At 57.3% G+C, this 21,101-nt stretch carries 18 protein-coding genes, 1 tRNA gene and 1 riboswitch; of the genes, 11 read left to right on the top strand and 8 right to left on the bottom strand.

Features of this window, described 5'->3' with window-relative positions; all coding sequences use genetic code 11:
• Window positions 1-157: 157 nt before the first annotated feature.
• From IAE30_RS22415 to IAE30_RS22385, 7 genes are read right to left on the bottom strand one after another with little or no spacing between them, the layout of a single operon-like run.
• Complete coding sequence (locus tag IAE30_RS22415) at window positions 158-1,756, bottom strand: gamma-glutamyltransferase family protein (protein WP_200681050.1); 1,599 nt, start codon at window positions 1,754-1,756, stop codon at window positions 158-160.
• A gap of 9 nt (window positions 1,757-1,765) precedes the next feature.
• Window positions 1,766-2,647, bottom strand: coding sequence for an ABC transporter permease (locus IAE30_RS22410; RefSeq protein WP_200681049.1), 882 nt, complete (start codon window positions 2,645-2,647; stop codon window positions 1,766-1,768).
• Between the two features lie 2 nt (window positions 2,648-2,649).
• Complete coding sequence (locus IAE30_RS22405) at window positions 2,650-3,591, bottom strand: ABC transporter permease (protein ID WP_045815032.1); 942 nt, start codon at window positions 3,589-3,591, stop codon at window positions 2,650-2,652.
• A 17-nt stretch (window positions 3,592-3,608) separates the two neighbouring features.
• Entirely contained in the window at window positions 3,609-5,126 is a 1,518-nt protein-coding gene (locus IAE30_RS22400; RefSeq protein WP_200538354.1) for an ABC transporter substrate-binding protein, read from the bottom strand.
• Window positions 5,127-5,144: 18 nt separating this feature from the next.
• A complete protein-coding gene (locus tag IAE30_RS22395; RefSeq protein ID WP_200681048.1) occupies window positions 5,145-6,206 on the bottom strand; it encodes an ABC transporter ATP-binding protein in 1,062 nt (353 codons plus the stop codon).
• A complete protein-coding gene (locus IAE30_RS22390; protein WP_038643865.1) occupies window positions 6,203-7,198 on the bottom strand; it encodes an ABC transporter ATP-binding protein in 996 nt (331 codons plus the stop codon). The genes IAE30_RS22395 and IAE30_RS22390 overlap by 4 nt, the downstream gene beginning before the upstream one ends.
• Entirely contained in the window at window positions 7,195-7,917 is a 723-nt protein-coding gene (locus IAE30_RS22385; RefSeq protein WP_038643864.1) for a FadR/GntR family transcriptional regulator, read from the bottom strand. The genes IAE30_RS22390 and IAE30_RS22385 overlap by 4 nt, the downstream gene beginning before the upstream one ends.
• Window positions 7,918-8,325: 408 nt before the next feature.
• Window positions 8,326-8,420, top strand: a riboswitch (guanidine-I (ykkC/yxkD leader).
• Between the two features lie 62 nt (window positions 8,421-8,482).
• Between IAE30_RS22385 and IAE30_RS22380 the strand changes: the two genes are divergently transcribed.
• The 7 genes from IAE30_RS22380 to IAE30_RS22350 all read left to right on the top strand — a co-directional run bounded on the left by IAE30_RS22380 (window position 8,483) and on the right by IAE30_RS22350 (window position 16,844).
• Window positions 8,483-9,541 (top strand): putative urea ABC transporter substrate-binding protein, encoded by a 1,059-nt coding sequence (locus IAE30_RS22380; protein WP_200681047.1) that lies wholly within the window; start codon window positions 8,483-8,485, stop codon window positions 9,539-9,541.
• 14 nt (window positions 9,542-9,555) lie between these two features.
• Entirely contained in the window at window positions 9,556-10,368 is an 813-nt protein-coding gene (locus tag IAE30_RS22375; protein WP_034827756.1) for an ABC transporter permease, read from the top strand.
• A 14-nt stretch (window positions 10,369-10,382) separates the two neighbouring features.
• Window positions 10,383-11,144: an ABC transporter ATP-binding protein gene (locus tag IAE30_RS22370; protein WP_200681046.1), complete on the top strand. Its 762-nt coding sequence runs from the start codon at window positions 10,383-10,385 to the stop codon at window positions 11,142-11,144.
• Window positions 11,145-11,155: 11 nt separating this feature from the next.
• On the top strand, window positions 11,156-11,863 hold the full coding sequence (locus IAE30_RS22365) for an urea amidolyase associated protein UAAP1 (RefSeq protein ID WP_200681045.1): 708 nt from the start codon (window positions 11,156-11,158) through the stop codon (window positions 11,861-11,863).
• Window positions 11,863-12,498 carry an urea amidolyase associated protein UAAP2 gene (locus tag IAE30_RS22360; RefSeq protein ID WP_038643857.1) on the top strand — a complete coding sequence of 212 codons (636 nt, stop codon included), beginning with the start codon at window positions 11,863-11,865 and terminating at the stop codon, window positions 12,496-12,498. Before IAE30_RS22365 ends, IAE30_RS22360 begins: the two co-directional genes overlap by 1 nt.
• Window positions 12,499-12,578: 80 nt before the next feature.
• Complete coding sequence (gene uca, locus IAE30_RS22355) at window positions 12,579-16,178, top strand: urea carboxylase (protein WP_200681044.1); 3,600 nt, start codon at window positions 12,579-12,581, stop codon at window positions 16,176-16,178.
• A 369-nt stretch (window positions 16,179-16,547) separates the two neighbouring features.
• Complete coding sequence (locus IAE30_RS22350) at window positions 16,548-16,844, top strand: HTH-type transcriptional regulator (protein WP_034827767.1); 297 nt, start codon at window positions 16,548-16,550, stop codon at window positions 16,842-16,844.
• 43 nt (window positions 16,845-16,887) lie between these two features.
• Here the strand turns inward: IAE30_RS22350 and IAE30_RS22345 are convergent, their stop codons facing one another.
• Complete coding sequence (locus IAE30_RS22345) at window positions 16,888-17,481, bottom strand: HD domain-containing protein (RefSeq protein ID WP_200681043.1); 594 nt, start codon at window positions 17,479-17,481, stop codon at window positions 16,888-16,890.
• Between the two features lie 61 nt (window positions 17,482-17,542).
• Here IAE30_RS22345 and IAE30_RS22340 point away from each other — a divergent pair, with 61 nt between their 5' ends.
• The 4 genes from IAE30_RS22340 (at window position 17,543) to IAE30_RS22325 (ending at window position 20,686) form a co-directional block, all read left to right on the top strand.
• Entirely contained in the window at window positions 17,543-18,007 is a 465-nt protein-coding gene (locus tag IAE30_RS22340; protein WP_038643853.1) for a MarR family winged helix-turn-helix transcriptional regulator, read from the top strand.
• Window positions 18,008-18,104: 97 nt separating this feature from the next.
• Window positions 18,105-18,533: an organic hydroperoxide resistance protein gene (locus IAE30_RS22335; RefSeq protein ID WP_038643852.1), complete on the top strand. Its 429-nt coding sequence runs from the start codon at window positions 18,105-18,107 to the stop codon at window positions 18,531-18,533.
• A 259-nt stretch (window positions 18,534-18,792) separates the two neighbouring features.
• Window positions 18,793-20,484 (top strand): kdo(2)-lipid A phosphoethanolamine 7''-transferase, encoded by a 1,692-nt coding sequence (eptB, locus tag IAE30_RS22330; protein WP_200681042.1) that lies wholly within the window; start codon window positions 18,793-18,795, stop codon window positions 20,482-20,484.
• 125 nt (window positions 20,485-20,609) lie between these two features.
• Window positions 20,610-20,686 (top strand) — tRNA-Pro (locus IAE30_RS22325).
• Window positions 20,687-21,101 lie beyond the last annotated feature (415 nt).

Genomic DNA, 21,101 nt, shown 5'->3' with positions numbered 1-21,101 from the left:
GGTGCGCCGGATAAAGGTAATGAAAGAAATGTGCTGGTGGTCGACCCTAAAGGTTGTGCTCCACCGACACCAACGAACGCAGGCAACAAACTGAACCTAAAGGCCGAAATCACCTGGCGGCATCAGGCAGGCCGCACTGATGCCGCCAGGTTGTGATTTAAAACACCAGCGCCTGCCCATCCTTCCGGCTTTCAGTGGCGGCAATGTAGAAGCCCTGCGGGTCACGCACAATCGCCTGCGCACCACCGAAATTGTAGCTCTGTAACGGATCTTCCACCGTAATCTGGTGACCCATTTCGCGCAGTTTCGCCAGCACATTACGATCGATACCCGGTTCCACTACTACCGCGCGACCTTGCTCAACACGCCAGCGCGGTGCATCTATCGCCGCCTGCGGATTCTGCTTGTGCTGCATAATGCGGAGCGCCAGTTGCAGATGTCCCTGCGCCTGCATTGGACCACCCATCACGCCAAACGACATTAATGGCTGTCCCGCCGCATCCAGCGCAAACGCCGGAATAATGGTGTGGAACGGGCGTTTGCTACCGGCCACCACATTCGGATGCTGCGGATCGAGTGAGAAGCCGCAGCCGCGGTTCTGCAAGCTGATGCCGGTGTCCGGCACTACCACGCCCGACCCGAAGCCCATATAGTTGGACTGAATAAACGAAACCATCATGCCGCTGGCATCGGCAGTCGAGAGATACACGGTGCCGCTCTGCTGCGGGGAGCCGAAGGTAAAATCACCGGCCTGGTCAGGATTGATGAGCTGGGCGCGCTGTTTAAGATAGCTGTCGCTCAACAGCAGTTTTGCCGGGAACTCCAGATGGTCGTAGTCGGTGACGTAGCGATCCAGATCGACTAATGCCAGCTTCATCGCCTCGATGGATAAGTGCAGCCACGGCACGGAATCCGGCGTGTAGCTGCCGATGTCCCACTGCTCGAGAATTCCGAGCGCAATTAAGGTGGCGATGCCCTGACCGTTGGGTGGCAGCTCCTGCACCGAACCGTTGGCAAACGGGCGTGATAGCAGATCCACCCAATCGGCACGATGGTTGTTGAGATCGGCCATGCTGAGTGCTGCGCCGTGCTGTTCGGCAAATGCCACTATTTTCTCGGCTAGCTCACCCCGATAGAAGGCTTCACCCTTGGTTTCGGCGATTTTCTGTAATGTCTCGGCCTGCGCCGGGTTACGGAACAGCTCACCGGCACGCGGCGGTCGGCCGTCTGGCGCAAAACACTCAACAAAACCCGGCTGAGACTTCAGTTTGTTGTAGCCGCGCTGCCACAGATGGGCGATCAGCGGCGAAACCGGGAAGCCGTCACGGGCGTATTCGATAGCCGGTTGTGCCAGCGTGGTCAGCGGCAATGTGGCAAAGCGCTCGGCCAGCGTCACCCAGGCAGAAACCGCGCCCGGCACGGTCACCGTTTCCCAACCGATTTCCGGCATGGCGCTCTGTCCGGCAAAGCGTTCTGCATTCCAGCTGGCGGGGGATCGGCCGGAGGCATTTAAGCCATGCAGCTCTTTGCCATCCCAGATAATGGCAAACGCATCGCTGCCAATGCCGTTGCCAGTGGGTTCCAGCACCGTCAGCGCCATCGCGCTGGCAATCGCTGCATCCACGGCATTGCCGCCCTGTTGCAACATGCGCATCCCCGCCTGTGCCGCCAGCGGCTGTGAGGTGGCGACTGCATTGCGGCCCATCATTGGGGCACGGTGCGAGGCATAACTAACGTTGAAATCCAAATCGCTCATAACGGTTCCTTAATGTGAGTCATTGCGCGGATCAAGCGCGTCGCGCAGTCCATCGCCCAGCAGATTGAAGCCCTGCACGGTGAGAAAAATCGCCAGCCCAGGGAAAATAGACATCCAGGGTGCCTGCTCCAGGTAGCCCTTAGCGGTGTTCAGCATCGCGCCCCAGGAAGGTGAGGGCGGCTGTTGGCCGAGTCCGATGAATGACAGGCTGGCTTCGGTAATAATGGCGGAAGCAATCGCCAGCGTGGCCTGCACCAGAATCGGTGATAGCACGTTGGGCAACACATAACGCAGGATGATCCAGCGGTCCGGCAAACCGATGGCGCGCGCCCCGTCGATATACTCTTCATGGCGGATGGCAATCACCTGGCCGCGCGTCAAACGGGCAAAGATCGGCATGGCGGAAAGCCCAATGGCGATCATCGCATTCGACAAGCTCGGCCCGAGGAAGGCACCCAACGCAATCGCCAGAATCAGAAACGGGCAGGCAAGCAGCGCTTCGATAAAGCGCGAGATAATGCCATCGCACCAGCCCTGCCAGTAACCGGCAATTAAGCCCAGCGGCACACCAATCAAAATGGCAATCATCACGGAGATGCAGCCTGCCAGAAGTGAGGTGCGCGCCCCCCAAATCAGACGCGACAGAATATCGCGGCCCAGCTCATCGGTCCCCAACCAAAACAGCGCGGAAGGGACTTTGCGCACGGCAAGGAAGTTTGCCTTGATCGGATCGGCCGGTGCCAGCCAGGGGGCCAGCAACGCCACGGCTACAAACAGCAGCACGATCACTGCGCCGATCAGCGCACTCTTATTACGCAGAAATTTCTTCAGCACCCGGCGGTTGGGCTTTGCAACTGCAGGCACTGCGCCTGCTGTTAACACCTCGCTCATGGTTAGCCTCGCATTTTCGGGTTGATTAACAGATAGAGCACATCCGCCAGCAGGTTCAGTAGCAGGAAGCCGATCGCCACCACCAGCACCACGCCCTGTACCACCGCGTAATCACGGTTAAACACCGCATCGACAATCATCTTGCCGAAACCGGGCAGGGTGAAAACCTGCTCGGTTAACACCGCACCGCCCAGCAGCTCACCAAACAGCAAGGTGGTGAGCGTGACGATCGGCATCAGTGCGTTACGGAAGGCATGCTTCAGCACCACTTTGGGGGCCAGCAGACCTTTGGCGCGCGCGGTGCGGATGTAATCGGCCTTTAGCACGCTGATCATTGATGCCCGCGTATGGCGCATCAGTGTGGCAGCAAGACCCGTCCCCAGCACTAAAGCGGGCAGCAGCAGGGTTTTCAGGTTCTGCGCGACATCTTCACTGATGGGTACAAAGCCGGAGGCCGGTAACCATTGCAGATGCACCGAAAACAGCAGGATCAGCAGAATGCCCAGCCAGAAATGCGGCACCGATATGCCGGAGAGCGCGACAAAATTGGTGGTGTGATCGACCCAGGTGTCTTTGCGCACCGCCGCGATAATGCCCATGCTGATGCCAATCCCCAGCGCAATCACCATCGCCAGCAGCGACAGCTCCAGCGTTACCGGCAACTTGCTGGCGATCAGCGAAGTCACCGGCTCTTTGGTGCGCAGTGACATGCCTAAGTCACCCTTCAGCGCATTGCCGATCCACGCGAAATACTGCGTGGGGATCGGGTCATCCAGATGATATTCCGCCCGCAGCTGCGCGATGACCGCGGGATCGCGCTCCTCACCCGCCATCGCCAGCACCGGATCGCCCGGCAGCAGCTTTTGCAGCGCAAACACCATGATGCTCACCAGCAGCAGCGTGGGGATCGCCAGCAACAAGCGTTTAACAATCAGTTCCAGCATCATCGCTCCTCAGCGGTTTACTGCGCCAGGCTCACACCCGCGAGGCGTACTAAGCCATCAGGCCAGGCTTTAAAGCCCTGCAGTTTTTTCGTCATGCCGAAGATGCGCGGCTCGAAGTAGAGATAGGCAATCGGCATATCGGTTTGCAGCTGATTCACCACCTTGGTGTACAACGCCTGGCGCTGCGCCTGATCGTTGGTGAGGCGTGCGGCGCTCAACCACTCATCAACCTGGGCATTGCTGTAGCGACCGTCGTTGAGCGTGCCTTTGCTGTTGATAAATGAGTAGATGCTGCCATCGGGATCGGGACGGCCGGACCAGCCGGATAAGCTAAGCTGGTAATCGCCACGCTGCTGACGATCCAGCAAGCTGGCGAACTCACTCATCTGCAAGTTGAGGTTTATGCCCGCTTCACCGACCATTGCCTGAATCACCTGACCAACCTGCTGTGCGGTTGGGTTGTTGGTGACCAGCAGCGTGAGATTGAGCGGCGTGGTGACGCCCGCCGCCTTCAGCAATGCTTTGGCTTTCTCCACATCGCGCGTACTGACTGGGGTGTTAACGTGATAGGGACTGACCGGTGAGAACGCCTGGTTGGACGGGGTATATAACCCTTCAAACGCCACCTGATTCAGCGCGTCGCGGTCAATCGCCAGCGAAAAGGCTTCGCGTACACGCGGATCTTTCAGTGGACTGTTGGCGTCTACCTTGCCGTTATTGATATTGAAAGTGATGCCCTGATAGCCGAGGCCGGTGACTTTGGCCAGCGCCAGCTTGCTGTCGCCTTCTACCGTTTTCACATCGCTGGCCGCGACGCCTTCCGTCAGGTCGAGATCGCCTGCGCGCAGGTTGGCGAGACGCACCGAGGCATCCGGAATCGGCAGGAAAATCACTTTATCGAAGTGATAAGCGCTCTTATTCCAGTAGTTTTCAAACCGCGTCAGCACGATACGGTCCTGCTGTACGCGGCTGGCGAATTGATACGGGCCGGAGCAGACCGGATGCGTCGCGAAATCTGGTTTTTTGGCCGCTTCCGGTGCCAGCATGGCGCCCGCACGGTCGGTGAGCTGGCTGAGCAGCGCGGCATCGGGCGTTTTCAGGTGGAACTTCACCTGCATTGGCCCACTCACTTCCACGCTGTCGATAGAGGAGATTTCGCTTTTACGCAGCGAACCCGGCAGCGTTAGCGCGCGCTCGATATTAAACTTCACCGCGTTGGCATCAAACTTCTCGCCATCCTGGAAGGTCACGCCCTCGCGCAGGTTCATGGTCAGGGTTTTGCCGTCATCGCTCCACGCCCAATCGGTTGCCAGGCCGGGCACCACTTTCAGGTTCTCATCCACATCTACCAAGCGGTCACACATGGCGGCAAACACAAAACGTCCGTAATAGGTGCGCGCCAGATGTGGATCGAGCATGTCCGGGTCGGCACCGAGGCCAATACGAATCACGCTTTCCGCCTGACTGTGTGCACTGGCACCGAGCAAGAGCAGGCCGCTTAAGGCCGTGAGTAACGTAATACGAGCTTTCTTCACAGGCGAATCTCCAGAGGGTTAGGCTTGTTGTTTGACCGCCTGCTCAAACAGCGCGCGGCGACGTAAAAAGGCGGCAGAAGGTGGTGCGATAGTGATAACGCTGCGATCGCGGTTAATTTCCTGCCAGCGATGGCAGGCAATCTGGCGGCCACCGCTCAGCACCTGGTTAATGGGTTCAAACTGACGACAATCTGCTGTCGCCCATGGGCAGCGGGTGTGAAAACGACAGCCACTGGGCGGATTGGCTGGATTGGGCAGGTCGCCCTGCAACATTGGAATCTGGCGGCTGACACCGGGTTGCATCTGCGGCGCGGAGGCGATCAGCGCTTGGGTATAGGGGTGCAGCGGCGCGTCAAAAATCTCGTCCACGGTGGCGACTTCAACAATCTGTCCGAGGTACATCACCGCCACGCGATCGCTCATATGGCGAATCACTGCCAGACCGTGCGCCACGACGATCATCGTCAGGCCAAACTGCTGTTTCAGGCTCTCCAGCAGATTCACCACCTGCGCCTGCACGGAAACGTCTAAGGCGGAAACCGGCTCATCGCCCAGCAGCAATTTGGGTTGGGAGGCGAGGGCACGGGCGATGCCGATACGCTGACGCTGACCGCCGGAAAATTCGTGCGGATAACGCTCTGCCCAGGCCGCCGGTAAACCCACGGTGCGAAGCAGTTCCGCAACACGAGCATGGCGCGCCTCTCGGCTCAGTTTTTCATGCAGCCACAGCGGCTCGCCGACAATCTGTTGCACCGTCATGCGTGGATTGAGCGAGGCAAAGGGGTCCTGAAAGATGATTTGCAGTTCGCGACGCAGTTGATTCAGGCGTGCGCCGCTGGCATCGGTAATGCTTTCGCCCTGATAAAACACATCTCCGGCACTGGCCGCCAGCAGGCGTAGCAGCAAACGGCCGAGGGTCGATTTGCCTGATCCTGACTCGCCGACAATGGCCAGCGTTTCGCCCGGCATCACCTGTAACGACACGCGATCCACCGCCGTGACGCCGCGATTGCGTTTGAATAAGCGGTTGGGCCCGGCGAAGGTTTTGCTTAAATCGCGGCACTCTAAAATCGGTTTCATGCGGTCTCTCCCAGCGTGACATGCTGTTCCAGTGGGGCGCGGAAACAGGCGACCTGATGATCGTTCGCCAGTGCACGCAGCGCTGGGCGGTTGTGCTGACAGCGGAGTTCGGCAAACGGGCAACGATTGGCAAAGCGGCAGCCCGCAGGCATGTTATCCGGCAGCGGAACCTGGCCGGGAATGGTCGCCAGTGGGCCGCTGCGCGCGCTCAGGCTGGGAATCGACCCCATCAGGCCAATGGTGTACGGATGCTGGGGATCGTTGAAAATCGCTTCCACGCTGCCGGTCTCCACCACCTGGCCGGCGTACATCACCGCGACGCGCTGCGCGACTTCGGCCACCACGCCCAGGTCGTGGGTGATCATTAATACGGCGGTACCGGTTTCCTGTTTCAGGGTGTTCAGCAGCGCCAGAATCTGTGCCTGAATGGTGACGTCGAGCGCGGTGGTTGGCTCATCGGCAATCAGCAGCTTAGGATTGTTAATCAATGCCATGGCGATCATTACGCGTTGTCGCATGCCGCCAGAGAGCTGGTGAGGATAGGCTTTCAGCCGCATCTCCGGGGCAGGAATCTGCACTTTTTGCAGGATGGTCAGCGCGGCTTCCATCGCGGTGCGGCGATTGACGTGGCGATGGCGCATCACCGCTTCGCTGAGCTGGTCGCCGAGGGTGAAGGCCGGGTTGAGCGAGGTCATCGGCTCCTGGAAAATCATCGCCAGCTGATTGCCGCGCAGGCTGGCGTAGTCGCTGGCGCTGAGATCGCGCAGGCTGCGTCCGTCGAACTGCATTTCACCTTGTAAAATCTCCGCACTGGCGGGTTGCAGGCCCATCAGGGTGAGTGAGGTGATGCTTTTGCCGCAGCCCGATTCCCCAACCAGTGCCAGCGTTTCACCGGCATGCAGCGTCAGAGAGATGTCGTCCAATACCGTGACGGGCGAACCGCGAAACTGCACGCGCAGGTTGCGAACGCTAAGCACCGGGTGATCGTTCATGGCGTCTCCTCTTGATGGCTGTAAAGCGCTTCAAGCAGCGCCTGTTGCAGCGCCAGTAAGTGTTCGCGCATCGCAGCAGCGGCTTCATGGGGCTGGCGTTGCGCGATGTGATTCACCAGGCGCTGGTGATGGTCGTCGTAATTGTTGAGGCGGGCGGGCGTGCGCGCCTGCACACGCAGATGCTGCCAGCCTGGATCGCGGCGCACGGCATCTACCGCGTCGAATAATCCCAGCATCAGGCGATTTCCAGCAGCTTCGGCGATGGCGCGATGAAAGGCGCTGTCCCACAGTTCGTGCTGGTCGCCATCCTCCGGGGCTGTGATGCCATTCATGCGTTCCAGCAGGCGCTTCATCAGCGCGATCTGCTCTTTACTGGCGCGCAGGGCGGCCAGTCGCGCCAATCCGGGTTCCAGTTGCAAGCGGGCTTCCATCACCTCCAGCAGGTTCGACTGCTGCGGCAAATCGTGCAGCGCCAGCGGCTGTACCGGTGCCGCCGGGCCAACAAAGGTGCCTTTGCCCTGCTTGCGCCAGATGCGCCCCTCCTCTTCGAGCACGTCAAGCGCGCGACGAATCTCACGGCGTCCGACGCCAAAGCGCTCCGCCAGTTCACGTTCCGTAGGCAACGCGCGGTCGGGCTGCTGCTCCTGTTGCTGGATCAGTTGGCGCAGTTGCTCCAGAGCAGAACTGGAGTTGCGCGCGTTATCTGACGTGTGACTCATGATTGGTTCGCCTGTTTAATCATCAGAAAAAGATCGGTAATCCCGGATTAACCAGCACTTTTACTGATGAAAGGCTGAGCAATCGGCTTTCTCAGCTTAGGCAAGAAGTGAACCAATATTGGATTGGTTCAAAAATGACAACCACATGACAGAAATAACCCTTTGAAGAGTAAGTAAAAGTTTTTTCGGGCTTCGTTTAAATCTGAGAGGTGCATCAATATTCGCCCTAGGGTGTGCGCTTCAATTTGGTGCGCCTGCGCTGCATGGCTGTGCAATACACAGGAGGGTAAGGAAGTCGTTTATCTAAATAGTGTTTAATTTCATTACCTTGAAATATTGGCACTTTTTTTGAATGTGTTTAAACAGATGCAGGAGCGATAGCGGGTAACCGACGTCGCCAGACAATTTGCAATGGGTCACTAGGGTTCCGGTCGAAAGATGCTGGTCCGAGAGTGACCGACCGTCCTCTGACGGTTACACGGCGGGACAAAAGCCCGGGAGGAAAGCGAGATCGTTGCTCGCCGCCTCCTGCTTTTTTTCGCCCGTTAACGCCAGAGGAACCATCATGATCAAAGCCTGCCTTCGCTTGCTGTTGCTTTGCACCGTCGCACTGTTCAGCGTCAATACGCTGGCTGCCGACAAACCCTCCTTCAAGATCTGTTGGTCCATTTACGCGGGCTGGATGCCGTGGGATTACGCCCAGCAAAGCGGCATCGTGAAAAAATGGGCCGATAAATACGGCATCGATATCCAGTTGGTGCAGGTCAATGACTACATCGAGTCGGTGAATCAGTACACCGCCGGTGGCTTTGACGGCTGCACCATGACCAACATGGATGCGCTGACCATTCCTGCCACCGGCGGCGTGGACAGCACCGCGCTGATCGTCGGCGACTACTCCAACGGCAATGACGGCATTCTGCTGAAAGGCAAAGGCAACATTGCCTCGCTGAAAGGCAAACCGATCAATCTGGTCGAACTCTCTGTGTCTCACTATCTGCTGGCGCGTGCACTGGAGAAATCTGGCATGAGCGAGAAGGATGTCAAAGTGGTGAACACCGCGGATGCCGATCTGGTGGCGGCATTTGGCACCTCGGACGTGCACTCTATCGTGACCTGGAACCCGCTGCTGGCCGAAGCTGAGAAGCAGCCGGACAGCCATTTAATTTTCTCTTCAGCACAAATCCCCGGTGAAATCCTCGATCTGCTGGTGGTGAATACCGCCACCTTGAAAAAGTATCCGCAGCTGGGCAAGGCGCTGACCGGTGCCTGGTATGAAACCCTGAAAACCATGTCCGGTGCGAGTAACAGCGCCAAAGCTGCCCGCACGCAAATGGCGCAGGCTTCCGGCACCGATCTGGCGGGCTTCGATCAGCAGCTGGCCGCCACTCACTTGTTCAGCGATGCCAAAACCACCCTCGATTTTGTCGACAGCCCGCAGCTGAAAGCCACCATGCAGCTGGTCGCAGAGTTCTCCTTCAAGCATGGATTACTGGGAGAAGGCGCACCAAGTGCTGATGTGGTGGGCGTGGAAACGCCAGCAGGCAACTGGGGCGATACCAATAACCTGAAACTGCGCTTCACCGATGAGTTCACCAAACTGGCCGCTGCGGGTCAGCTATAAGCGAGACGATGCCGATGCGTAAATTGATCAACTACCAACCGCTGCCGCTTGGTCGCCTGCTGCTTGGCATCCTGCCGCTGCTGGCGCTGCTGCTGGTCTATCTGTTCGCGTCGGATGCGCGTCTCAGCCTGAACGCCGCAGACAAACTGTTGCCGGGGTTTAACGCGATGGGGGACGCCATCAGTCGCATGGCGTTTCAGCCCAGCCCGCGTACCGGGGAATACCTGCTGTGGACCGACACCGCTGCTAGCCTGATGCGTCTGCTGAGCGGCGTGGCGATCAGCGCACTGCTGGCGCTGGCGATTGGCCTGTTCACCGGCGCGCTGCCGGTGGTGCGGGCAGTGCTGGCACCGCTGGTGACGGTCGTCGCGCTGGTGCCACCGCTGGCGATTCTGCCGATTCTGTTTATCTGCTTTGGCCTGGGAGAAGTGTCGAAAGTGGTGCTGATCGTGATCGGCATTACCCCGCTGATTGCACGCGATTTACAGCTGCAGGTGGAGAAGATCCCGCGCGAGCAGTTGGTGAAAGCGCAGACACTCGGTGGGCACAGCGCGCAGATTTTGTGGCGCGTGATCCTGCCGCAGCTGATGCCGCGTCTGCTGGATGCGGTGCGTCTGTCGCTGGCGTCGGCGTGGCTGTTCCTGATTGCTGCCGAAGCGATTGCCGCCACTGAAGGGTTGGGTTACCGCATCTTCCTGATGCGCCGTTATCTGGCGATGGATGTGATTTTGCCGTACGTGGCGTGGATCGCGCTGCTGGCCTTTGTGCTCGACCTGCTGCTGCGGCTGATCAGCCGTCGCTGCTGGCCGTGGTATCACGCGAAATAACGGGAGATCGAGCGATGCCATTACTGCAACTGAAAAATCTGGAAAAACACTACGGCGAACAGGTGGTGCTGGAGCGACTCAATATCGATGTGGAAGAGGGAGAATTTGTGGCGATTGTCGGGGCATCCGGCTGTGGCAAAACCACTTTTCTCAACATGCTGCTCGGCACCGAATCGCCCACCAAAGGGCAACTTCTGCTGGACGGCGAACCGATCCCCGATGAACCCGATGCCCATCGCGGTGTGGTGTTTCAGCGCTACTCGGTGTTTCCCCACTTGACGGTGCTCGGCAACGTGATGCTGGCGGAAGAGTTCAGCACCGCCCGCTGGCTGGGACGTGTGTGGGGTAAAAAGCGCCAGGTGATACGTCAGCGTGCGCAGGCAATGCTGGCGCAGGTTGGCCTGGAGCATGCGCAAAACAAATACCCGCACCAGCTCTCGGGCGGCATGCAGCAACGCCTGGCGCTGGCACAGGCGCTGATGATACAGCCGCGTATCCTGCTGCTCGACGAACCCTTTGGGGCGCTCGATCCTGGCATTCGCAGCGAGATGCACCAGCTGATTACCCGCCTGTGGCAGCAGCATAACCTGACCATTTTTATGATCACGCATGATTTGAAAGAGGGCTTCAGCCTGGCTTCGCGCCTGCTGGTGTTCGACAAACTGCGTCATGACCCGCACGCGCCGCAAGCCTGGGGCGCGACTATCACTTACGATCTGCCACTCGACCGCGACCAGCCCGCTGCTGGCCTGCCGTCTGAGCCGCAGGTGGCTTAAAGGAGCACCACATGAATGCTTATCAAACCCTGTTACCGGCGGGATCGCATTGGTCGCTGGTGATGCGCAGCGGCACCGCGCTGACACTGACCGATATTGAAGGCGGCGCCAACGTCGGCATGCTGTTCTACAACCCGGAAAATCTGCTGGAGCGCTACAACGCGCCCGATACGTTGAAGTGCCAGCACACCTTCCGTCTGACAGCCGGGCACTGCCTTTATTCCGATATGGGGCGCATTTTCTGCGGCATCGAAGAAGACAGTTTCGGCTGGCATGAGAGCGTTTGCGGCACCTTAAATGCTGAGCAAACTGCCGCACGCTTCGGCACCAGCGACTATCAGCAGGCGCGCAATCTGCGCCATCAAAACGGCTACGACAGTTTCCTCGTCGAGCTGGCAAAATACGGCCTCGGCCAGCGTGATATGGCCTCTTGCCTCAACCTGTTTGCCAGGGTGCGCGCCGATGATAACGGCGCGCTGCAACTGGAGCAGCAGGGTGCACCTGGCGCACAGGTGCGGCTGCGTTTCGCCATGGACACGCTGGTGATCCTGCACTCCTGCCCGCATCCGCTGAATGCCAGCAGCGAATATCCGCGCCAGCCGGTGCAGATCGCACTGGATGCTCAGCGCGCGCCGCTGCCGGAAATTTGCCTGGCGCGTGGTGAGAACCAGCGCGGTCTGCGCAACAACGCGCTCTATCAGCTGCAAGGAGAAATCTGATGATCACTGAAAGCTTACTCAATCCCGCCGAAGCGCCATTCCAGCAGCAGGTGAATGCCGGTGATTACTGGTTGCAGCGTATCGAAGCGGGCCAGACGTTGCGTATCACCGATCTGGAAGGTAATCAGGCTGCCGATACCCTGTTCTTCAATGCCGACGATACTGCCGAACGCTACAGCATGAGCGATACGCTGCGCGGGCAAAAAAATGTGTTTCTGAGTGCAGGCAGCGTGCTGCGTTCCAACTTAGATCGTCCGATGCTGACGATCACCGCCGATACCTGTGGCCGCCACGATACGCTGGGCGGTGCCTGTTCCTGTGAGAGCAACACCGTGCGCTACGACCTGGAGAAGCGTCATATGCACTCCTGCCGCGATAGCTGGATGCTGGCAGTGGCCGAAAAACCGGAATTCGGCCTGACGCGCCGTGATATCACCCACAACATCAACTTCTTTATGAACGTGCCGGTGACGCACGACGGCGGTCTGACCTTTGCCGATGGCATTTCTGCACCGGGCAAATACGTCGAGATGGTGGCGCAGATGAACATCCTGGTGCTGATCTCCAACTGCCCGCAGCTCAACAATCCCTGTAACGGGTACAACCCCACGCCGATCTTAGTCAGCGTGTGGTGATGCTTTGACGCAACGGGACGACCCGTTTTTTGCCGTCATTGTCCACGCAGGACGACCTGCCGTAATAAGAGATTTCACTCATGATTGATCGCGTATTGATTGCCAACCGTGGCGCGATTGCCGTGCGCATCATCCGTACCTTGCAAGCCATGAACATCCGCGCGATTGCGGTGTATGCCGAAGCCGATCGCCACGCGCGCCATGTGCGACTGGCCGATGAAGCCTGGTCGTTGGGCGAGGGGCAGGTGCGAGACACTTATCTCAATCAGCAAAAAATACTGGAAATTGCCGCACAGAGCGGGGCGCAGGCGGTGCATCCCGGCTACGGTTTCCTCAGTGAAAATCCCGAGTTTGTGACGCGCTGTGAAGCGGCCGGCGTGCAGTTCCTTGGCCCAACGACCGAACAGATGGCGGCATTTGGTTTGAAACATCGTGCGCGTGCGCTGGCACAGGAAAATCAGGTGCCGCTGTTGCCCGGCAGTGGTTTGCTGACTTCGCTGGACGAAGCGCGAGTGATGGCGGAACAGATTGGCTATCCGGTGATGTTGAAAAGCACCGCCGGTGGCGGCGGAATTGGCATGCAGCGCTGTGATGATGCCGAACAGCTGAGTGCGGCATTTACGCGTGTTAAACGTTTAGCAGGCAATAATTTCGCCGACGATGGCGTATTTTTAGAGAAGTTCATCGCCCGCGCGCGCCACATTGAAGTGCAGATTTTTGGCGATGGGGCCGGCAACGTCATCGCCCTCGGCGAGCGTGATTGTTCCGCCCAGCGCCGCAACCAAAAAGTGCTGGAAGAAACACCCGCGCCGGGATTGAGTGCGGCCGTTCGCGCAGAGCTACAGGCTACGGCGGTGCGGCTGGCGTGCGCGGTCAACTACCGCAGCGCGGGTACCGTGGAGTATGTCTACGATGATGCCAGCCAGCAGTTCTGGTTCCTTGAAGTGAACACCCGTTTGCAGGTGGAGCACGGCGTCACTGAAATGGTGTATGGCGTGGATTTGGTACGCTGGATGGTGGAGCTGGCGCAGCAAACGTTGCCGCCGCTGCACACCTTATCGACTGAGGCGCAAGGCCATGCGATACAGGTGCGCCTGTACGCCGAAGATCCGGCCAAACAGTTCCAGCCCAGTGCCGGTTTGCTTAGCCACGTTAAGTTCCCCGCAGAGATTGATGATGCCACGCTGCGCATCGACAGCAGCGTGGAAACCGGGATGGAGGTTTCGCCGTTCTACGATCCGATGCTGGCAAAAGTGATTGTGCATGCGGCTAACCGTGAAGTGGCATTGCGCAGCATGGCGCAGGTGCTGGACGCCACCGAGCTGTACGGCATCGAAACCAATTTGCTGTGGTTGCGCCACCTCTGTTCGCTGCCAGAAGTGCAGCAGGGCCGTATCATTACCGCCACGCTGGGCGGCGTGCAGTGGCAACCGCCCACGCTGGATATCCTCAGCGGCGGCACCTTAACGACGGTGCAGGATGCGCCTGGCCGCGTCGGCTACTGGCACGTGGGTGTGCCGCCGTCTGGCCCGTTTGACAGCCGCGCGTTCCAGCTGGGGAACCGCCTGCTGAAAAACGACGCGCAGGCGGCGGGGCTGGAGATCACCCTGCGTGGTCCCACGCTGCGTTTTAACCAGGCGTGCAGCTTTGTCATCACCGGGGCACCGATTGCCGCGCAGCTGGATCAGCAGACGTTAACGATGCACCAGATTGTCACCGCACAGGCCGGGCAAACCCTGACGCTGGGCGATATCAGCGAAGGGTGCCGCAGCTATCTGCTGCTGGCAGGGGGCTTGGATACCCCGCGCTATCTCGGCAGCCGCAGCACCTTTACGCTCGGCAAGTTTGGCGGTCACGCCGGGCGCGCTTTACGTGCGGGCGATGTGTTGCATCTTGCCGATCCGCAGGTGCTGGCAACGGCAGACTTGCCTGGCGAGTTGGTGCCGGAACTTAACGGCGAATGGCAGCTGCGGGTGATTTACGGCCCGCACGGCGCACCGACCTTCTTTACCGATGATGACATCGCGGAGTTCTTTGCCGCCGAGTGGCAGGTGCACTACAACTCCAGCCGCACCGGCATCCGCCTGATCGGACCGAAACCGACCTGGGCACGCAGCGACGGCGGCGAAGCGGGTATGCATCCGTCCAACATTCACGACAACGCCTATGCCTTCGGCACGGTGGATTTTACCGGTGATATGCCGGTTATCCTCGGCCCGGACGGCCCCTCACTCGGTGGCTTTGTCTGTCCGGCCACGGTGATCGAAGCCGATCTGTGGAAGCTCGGACAGCTCAAAGCCGGGGATCATGTGCGCTTCCTGCCGATCGATCTTAACAGTGCAGATCAACTGTCGCAGGCAGAGCGTGAAGCGATCATCAAACTGCAATCCGTACCACTTACAGTGAACGCTGCGCTGCCCCTTATTGATCCACTATTGCACCATCAGGCGGCAGAAAATGGCCGCCCATCGCTCAGTGTGCGTGCGGCAGGTGACCGCTTCCTGTTGGTGGAGTATGGCGATTTGATGCTGGATATCGCCCTGCGTTTCCGCGTGCACGCGTTGATGCAACAGCTGCAAGCCCATCCGCTGCCGGGTCAGCTGGAATTAACGCCGGGCATTCGTTCGCTGCAGGTGCACTACGATGCACAGTGCTGTGTGAGAAGTGAGCTGTTGGCGCAAATTTTGCACATTGATAGAGAGTTAGGCGACCTCAGCGAGGCCTCAGTGCCCTCACGCACCGTATGGTTGCCGCTCAGCTGGGACGATGCGGCCTGCCGTGAGGCGATTACCCGCTACAGCCAGTCTGTACGCCCTGATGCGCCCTGGTGCCCCAGCAATATTGAATTTATCCGCCGCATCAATGGCCTTACCAACATTGATGAGGTGAAGGAGATCGTGTTCAGCGCCGCCTATCTGGTGATGGGGCTGGGCGATGTCTATCTCGGTGCACCCGTGGCGACGCCGCTCGATCCGCGTCATCGCCTGGTGACCACGAAGTACAATCCGGCACGCACCTGGACAGCGGAAAACTCGGTAGGTATTGGTGGCGCTTACATGTGCGTCTATGGCATGGAAGGGCCGGGCGGTTATCAGTTTGTCGGGCGCACCATGCAGATGTGGAATCGCGATCGGCAGACCGCTGCGTTCACTCAGCCGTGGCTGCTGCGCTTTTTCGATCAAATCCGCTTTTATCCGGTTAGCGCCGAGGAATTGCTCAGCATTCGCGAGCGTTTCCCGTGGGGTGACTATCCGCTGCGTAGCGAAGAGGGCGAATTCCGGCTTGCAGATTATCAGGCGATGCTGGTGGAGCAGGCTGGTGAAATCGACGCCTTCCAGCAACAGCGTCAGCAGGCTTTTGACAGTGAGCTGGCACGCTGGCGCGCCGAAGGGCAATTTACCTTCGACAGCCAGTTACAGGAACAGCGTGCAGAAGAAATTACGGTGCCTGCAGGGTGTAGCCCGGTAGAGAGCCAGGTGGCGGGCAGCGTGTGGCAATGGTTGGTTGACGAAGGCAGTGAGATTGAAGCGGGTGCCACGGTAGGCATACTCGAATCCATGAAGATGGAGATCCCGATCGTGGCGCCAGTCAGTGGAAAAATCCATTGTTTCTATCGCCAGGCTGGGCAACAAGTGCAGGCGGGTCAATTGCTTATGGTGATCGATCCTTCTGCGGCATAAGTAAGAATAAAAAATAATCAGTAATCAGGCAGCAAAGCCGGGGATCTGACCCATAATTAGTAACCCGGCTGATTGTTGCATTGCTATGACATCTTTTCGCAGTGTGCAACAGGCTGTGTCCCGTAACGGTTTACTAAAACAATCAATCTCCACAGTCATTTTGGGTGCAGAAAGGCAGCAAATGAAGCCATCCCGTGAGCTTGCTACAGTAAGTGTCTCGGGGGACGAGAGCAGCCAACGCCTCAGTAAACAAAAGGACGAAGGGAAGACCGTTGCGGGATACAGCCTGACTTGGCCGGGTTTCAGCGCCTGGTGGCGCTTACCTCTCTACTTTCACGTGCTTCATAGTGAGTTTTTAAGGAGTTCTCTATGGAAATAAAAGATCCAATGGTCGAGTTATTGAGTAGCCTTGAGCAGATTGTTTTGACACGTGATGCACAGCCTTCCGTATCAGAAATTACACTCAACGCAGTATCCGTTCCCGAGCCACAGCGTTTACGCGAAATGACCGGCATGCAGGTGGATGAGTTCGCCCGCGTGATGGGGGTGAGCGTTTCATCTGTAAAAAGTTGGGAGGCGCAACGCACGCGCCCATCCGCTACGGCGCGTAAACTGATGAAACTGCTGCAAGCAAACCCCTATCTGGGACGGCAGTTACTCGAGTAAGAAGACTATCGGTTCTCTGACCCGCCTGCACGGCGGGTTTTTTTTAGCTTAATCCGCCGTATTTAGCCGCCTGTTTCACAAACCAACTCTCTGGCACGCTGTGCGGAGGTTGCGCCAGTTGATCAATGCCGTGTTGAATAATCTGCTCAGCCTGCTGCCATAATTGCGGGTTTCCCTCATTCAACAGCTGGATCTGTACCTTTTTTTCAATCAGGTAGATACGCGCAAAGTCGGGATCGAAATGCACAATGGCGCGGGTATTATCGATGATATCGGCCAGCTTGATGGTTTGCGCATCGGGACAGGCTTCGGCGGTATGACGGAAGTGCGCCAGTTTACGCGCGGCGCGGTTTTTCGCCTCGGGCTGCGCGCTGTCAGTCAGCATATCGACGAGCTTTGCGACGCGCGGACCAAAATGGCTTTCAATGTCCTGTAAGGTGCTCGGGGTATCTTCAACGGTGTCATGCAGCCACGCGGCGGCAATCATCTGTTCATCATCGGTGACGCTGCGTACCAGTTCGGCCACCGCTGCCGGGTGCACAATGTAAGGTTCATCGGTGTATTTGCGACGCTGGCCCGCAGCAGCATGTGCTTGCGTGGCATAACGGCGCGCTTGTTCTTCCAGTGAATCACGCATCTTTAACGCTCCGGAATAAAGTTGCTTGCAATTATCTAGCGCGCTATCTATATTGAATCGCATGAACAGTAATCAAGATGACAAAAAAGTGCAGCAGATGCCACTCCAGGTTGATCAACATCTCTGCTTCGCGCTCTATTCCGCGAACCTCGCGATGCACAAAGTCTATCGCCAGCTGCTGGCTGAGCTGGAAATTACCTATCCGCAATATCTGGTGATGCTGGTGTTGTGGAATCAGGATGATGTGACAGTATCTGAGATTGGCGAGCAGCTGTTTCTTGATTCAGCCACCCTGACGCCGCTGTTAAAGCGTCTGGAGGTCGCAGGTTTATTGCGCCGCCAGCGTTCGCGTCGGGATGAGCGCCAGGTGGTGGTGACACTGACCGATGAAGGTCATGCGCTGCGTGAACGGGCACAAAGCATTCCCGAAGCGGTGCGCTGCGCCACGGCCTGCGACGATGACACATTGATTGCATTAAAAAATCAGCTCGACGATTTGCGCGCCAATCTCAACCGCGCCAAATAAAGTATGACGGATGTCGTCAAGGCGGCATTCTGACTATCAATGTCAAAAACTGCGTATATATATAGTGCGCGATTATATAGTGAATAGTGAGGTTATCATGTCTTTAGATAAAGTTGTTTATACCGCAAAAGCCAAAGCCACTGGCGGCCGTGATGGTCGTGCGACTTCTTCTGACAATGTGCTGGATGTGAAACTGGGCGTGCCAAAAGAGATGGGCGGCGCAGGCGGTGAAGTCACTAACCCAGAGCAGCTGTTCGCTGCGGGTTACTCAGCGTGCTTCCTGGGTGCGATGAAGTTCGTAGCGGGTCGCGACAAAATCACCATGCCGAAAGATGCGTGGATTGAAGGGGAAGTAGGTATTGGCCCAATCCCAACCGGTTTTGGTATTGAAGCCAAACTGAATATCCATCTGCCAGAAATGGATGCAGCAGAAGCGCAGAAGCTGGTGGATGCGGCACACATTGTTTGCCCGTACTCTAACGCGACCCGTGGCAATATTGATGTGACCCTGAACATCATTCGCTAAGGTCGCAGCCAGTTGGAAAAAGAGGCTCCGTCAGGGGCCTTTTATCATTTTATGGGGTCAGATCAATTATTGTCTGGTCTTACCATTGGTTAAATGTTCTACTGCTGCGCTGCATGCGCCTTTATTGCCGTTCCGGTTCAGATTCGTCCCGTTCCTGCTCGCTGCTTGCGCTTTTCTCGCTCACGGACGAACTCTATTGACTTTAAATAGTCACATTTAAGGTTGGTTTATTGACACCGGGTCAGGAATGAATAAGTAAATGAATTATATCAAAACGTTAACGCAGCAAAAGCTGTCGCTGTTGCTTGCGCTCTATCTCGGCATCTTGTTGAATTTGCCCATTTTTTATCGCCGATTTGACGGCTTCTTAACGAAATCCACGCTCTCTAACTGGCTTTCTGCGGTAGCCGAAGTGACGGCTGCGGTGTTGCTGACGTTTTTCCTGATGCGTCTGCTATCGCTGGGTGGTAAGTGGGTTTATCGCATCCTTGCCACGTTAACCGTGGTGATTTCCGTGGCTGCCGCCTATTACATGGCTTTCTTTAATGTGGTGATCGGCTACGGCATCGTGGCCTCAGTGATGACCACTGATGTCGATCTCTCTAAAGAAGTGGTCGGCATGCGTTTTGTGATGTGGATGGTGCTGGTCAGCGCGCTGCCGCTGCTGATGATTTGGCGCAATAACCTCAGCCAGACGTTGATTGAGCAATTAAAAACGCCGGGTCAGCGTCTGAAGCCAGCGGTGATTATGCTGCTGAGCGTCGCGCTGGTGTGGTTGCCGATTCGCTATTTCGACAAACTGCAAAAAGTGAATGAAGAGCTCACCAATATCGATCTGCCAAGCTACGGCGGGGTGGTGGCGCACTCGTATCTGCCTTCTAACTGGATTGCGGCGCTAGGGCTGTTTGCCTGGACCAAAGTTGATGAAGAGGTGGATGGAGCGGAGCTGCTCGATCCAGCGAAGAAGTTTACTTACGTGGCACCGCCAGGCATTGATGATACCTATGTGGTGTTTGTGATTGGCGAGACCACGCGTTGGGATCACATGGGTTTGCTGGGCTATGACCGCGATACCACGCCGAAGCTTTCCAAAGAGAAAAACCTGGTGGCGTTCCGTGGTGAGTCTTGTGATACCGCCACCAAATTGTCGCTGCGCTGCATGTTTGTGCGTGAAGGCGGTACCATGGATAACCCTGGCCGCACGCTGAAAGAGCAGAACGTTTTTGCAGTGATGAAGGAGCTGGGCTTTACTTCTGAGCTGTTCGCCATGCAGAGTGAAGTGTGGTTTTACGATAACGCCGATGTGAATAATTTCTCATTCCGTGAGCAGATTGGTTCTGAGAAGCGTAATCAGGGTAAAGCGGTGGATGACATGCTGCTGGTGCCGGAACTGCAGGCTTCACTGCAACGTTTCCCGAAAGGTAAGCATCTGGTGGTGTTGCACACCAAAGGTTCGCATTACCTTTATTCTCAGCGTTATCCGCGCAGCTTCGCACGTTATCAGCCGGAATGTATGGGCGTGGATGAGACTTGTAGCAAAGCGCAGTTGATCAATGCTTATGACAACTCGATTCTGTACGTTGATACCATGCTGGATAGCGTGCTCGATCAGCTACGTGATAAGAAGGCAATTGTGTTTTATGCCGCTGATCATGGTGAGTCGATCAGCGATAATATGCACTTGCACGGCACGCCGCGTGAGATGGCTCCGCCGGAGCAGTTCCGCGTGCCGATGATGGTTTGGGCCTCTGATAAATATCTTGAAGATCCCACCAACCGCAGTAACTTCGAGCGTTTGCAGGCGCAGCAGCGCGTAGGGAAAACCCATCGTCATGTTGAGTTGTTCGATACCATTTTAGGCTGCCTGGGTTACAGTTCGCCGGATGGCGGGATTAAAGCGGCGAATAACTGGTGTCAGGCACCCGCGGCGACGCCTGCTAAAGCGTTGTAAGGGTTTTCTGGAAGGTGTTGAGCGGCAGGGCTTTTTGCGGTGCTGTTTGCTTTCCAGGCGATCGGGCGGATTTTACGGAAAAGGGATTGACGCTCTCCGGGGGGAGCAGTAATATTCGCCCCCATCGGCGAGTAGCGCAGCTTGGTAGCGCAACTGGTTTGGGACCAGTGGGTCGGAGGTTCGAATCCTCTCTCGCCGACCATATTTGAAGAAACCTGCTTGAAAAAGCAGGTTTTTTTTCGTCTGTCGATCGTGGAATCGGTGCCCTCAGGATGGAAGATGGTTCTGCGTGCGGTTTCAAAGGCGAAGTTGTTGATTCTGTACTGGATTTAAAAGCGGAACCGGTGCTGCCAGGAGTGAATACGGGGCCGCTGCGTAAAGTCGCTGTCTCGTCCCTGATCGCTCGACACACGCCATCCCTGGCGTGTAACGCTTTACTCCGCGGCCCCGTATTCCCTCCTTCGTTAGATTCTGTGCGCGTTTTGGGAAGCTGATATTCGTTTTTGTGTTTATTTCTCGTGGCGAGGTTGTTGATTCGGTGCGGGGTTAAAAGCGGAACCGGTGCCGCCAGGAGTGAATACGGGGCCGCTGCGTAAAGTCGCTGTCTCGTCCCTGAT

The organism is Pantoea sp. S61, from assembly GCF_016625145.1.
GTDB classification, from domain to species: Bacteria; Pseudomonadota; Gammaproteobacteria; order Enterobacterales; family Enterobacteriaceae; genus Pantoea; species Pantoea rwandensis_B.
This window is presented reverse-complemented; position numbering and strand designations above follow the sequence as displayed.

What these genes read in the sequence shown, in the direction of transcription:
- eptB (WP_200681042.1), top strand. Translation starts at nt 18,793, where the DNA reads ATGAATTATATCAAAACGTTAACGCAGCAAAAGCTGTCGCTGTTGCTT.
- IAE30_RS22375 (WP_034827756.1), top strand. Translation starts at nt 9,556, where the DNA reads ATGCGTAAATTGATCAACTACCAACCGCTGCCGCTTGGTCGCCTGCTG.
- IAE30_RS22385 (WP_038643864.1), bottom strand. Translation starts at nt 7,917, where the DNA reads ATGAGTCACACGTCAGATAACGCGCGCAACTCCAGTTCTGCTCTGGAG.
- IAE30_RS22345 (WP_200681043.1), bottom strand. Translation starts at nt 17,481, where the DNA reads ATGCGTGATTCACTGGAAGAACAAGCGCGCCGTTATGCCACGCAAGCA.
- IAE30_RS22415 (WP_200681050.1), bottom strand. Translation starts at nt 1,756, where the DNA reads ATGAGCGATTTGGATTTCAACGTTAGTTATGCCTCGCACCGTGCCCCA.
- IAE30_RS22335 (WP_038643852.1), top strand. Translation starts at nt 18,105, where the DNA reads ATGTCTTTAGATAAAGTTGTTTATACCGCAAAAGCCAAAGCCACTGGC.
- uca (WP_200681044.1), top strand. Translation starts at nt 12,579, where the DNA reads ATGATTGATCGCGTATTGATTGCCAACCGTGGCGCGATTGCCGTGCGC.
- IAE30_RS22410 (WP_200681049.1), bottom strand. Translation starts at nt 2,647, where the DNA reads ATGAGCGAGGTGTTAACAGCAGGCGCAGTGCCTGCAGTTGCAAAGCCC.
- IAE30_RS22365 (WP_200681045.1), top strand. Translation starts at nt 11,156, where the DNA reads ATGAATGCTTATCAAACCCTGTTACCGGCGGGATCGCATTGGTCGCTG.
- IAE30_RS22380 (WP_200681047.1), top strand. Translation starts at nt 8,483, where the DNA reads ATGATCAAAGCCTGCCTTCGCTTGCTGTTGCTTTGCACCGTCGCACTG.
- IAE30_RS22390 (WP_038643865.1), bottom strand. Translation starts at nt 7,198, where the DNA reads ATGAACGATCACCCGGTGCTTAGCGTTCGCAACCTGCGCGTGCAGTTT.
- IAE30_RS22370 (WP_200681046.1), top strand. Translation starts at nt 10,383, where the DNA reads ATGCCATTACTGCAACTGAAAAATCTGGAAAAACACTACGGCGAACAG.
- IAE30_RS22360 (WP_038643857.1), top strand. Translation starts at nt 11,863, where the DNA reads ATGATCACTGAAAGCTTACTCAATCCCGCCGAAGCGCCATTCCAGCAG.
- IAE30_RS22340 (WP_038643853.1), top strand. Translation starts at nt 17,543, where the DNA reads ATGAACAGTAATCAAGATGACAAAAAAGTGCAGCAGATGCCACTCCAG.
- IAE30_RS22350 (WP_034827767.1), top strand. Translation starts at nt 16,548, where the DNA reads ATGGAAATAAAAGATCCAATGGTCGAGTTATTGAGTAGCCTTGAGCAG.
- IAE30_RS22395 (WP_200681048.1), bottom strand. Translation starts at nt 6,206, where the DNA reads ATGAAACCGATTTTAGAGTGCCGCGATTTAAGCAAAACCTTCGCCGGG.
- IAE30_RS22405 (WP_045815032.1), bottom strand. Translation starts at nt 3,591, where the DNA reads ATGCTGGAACTGATTGTTAAACGCTTGTTGCTGGCGATCCCCACGCTG.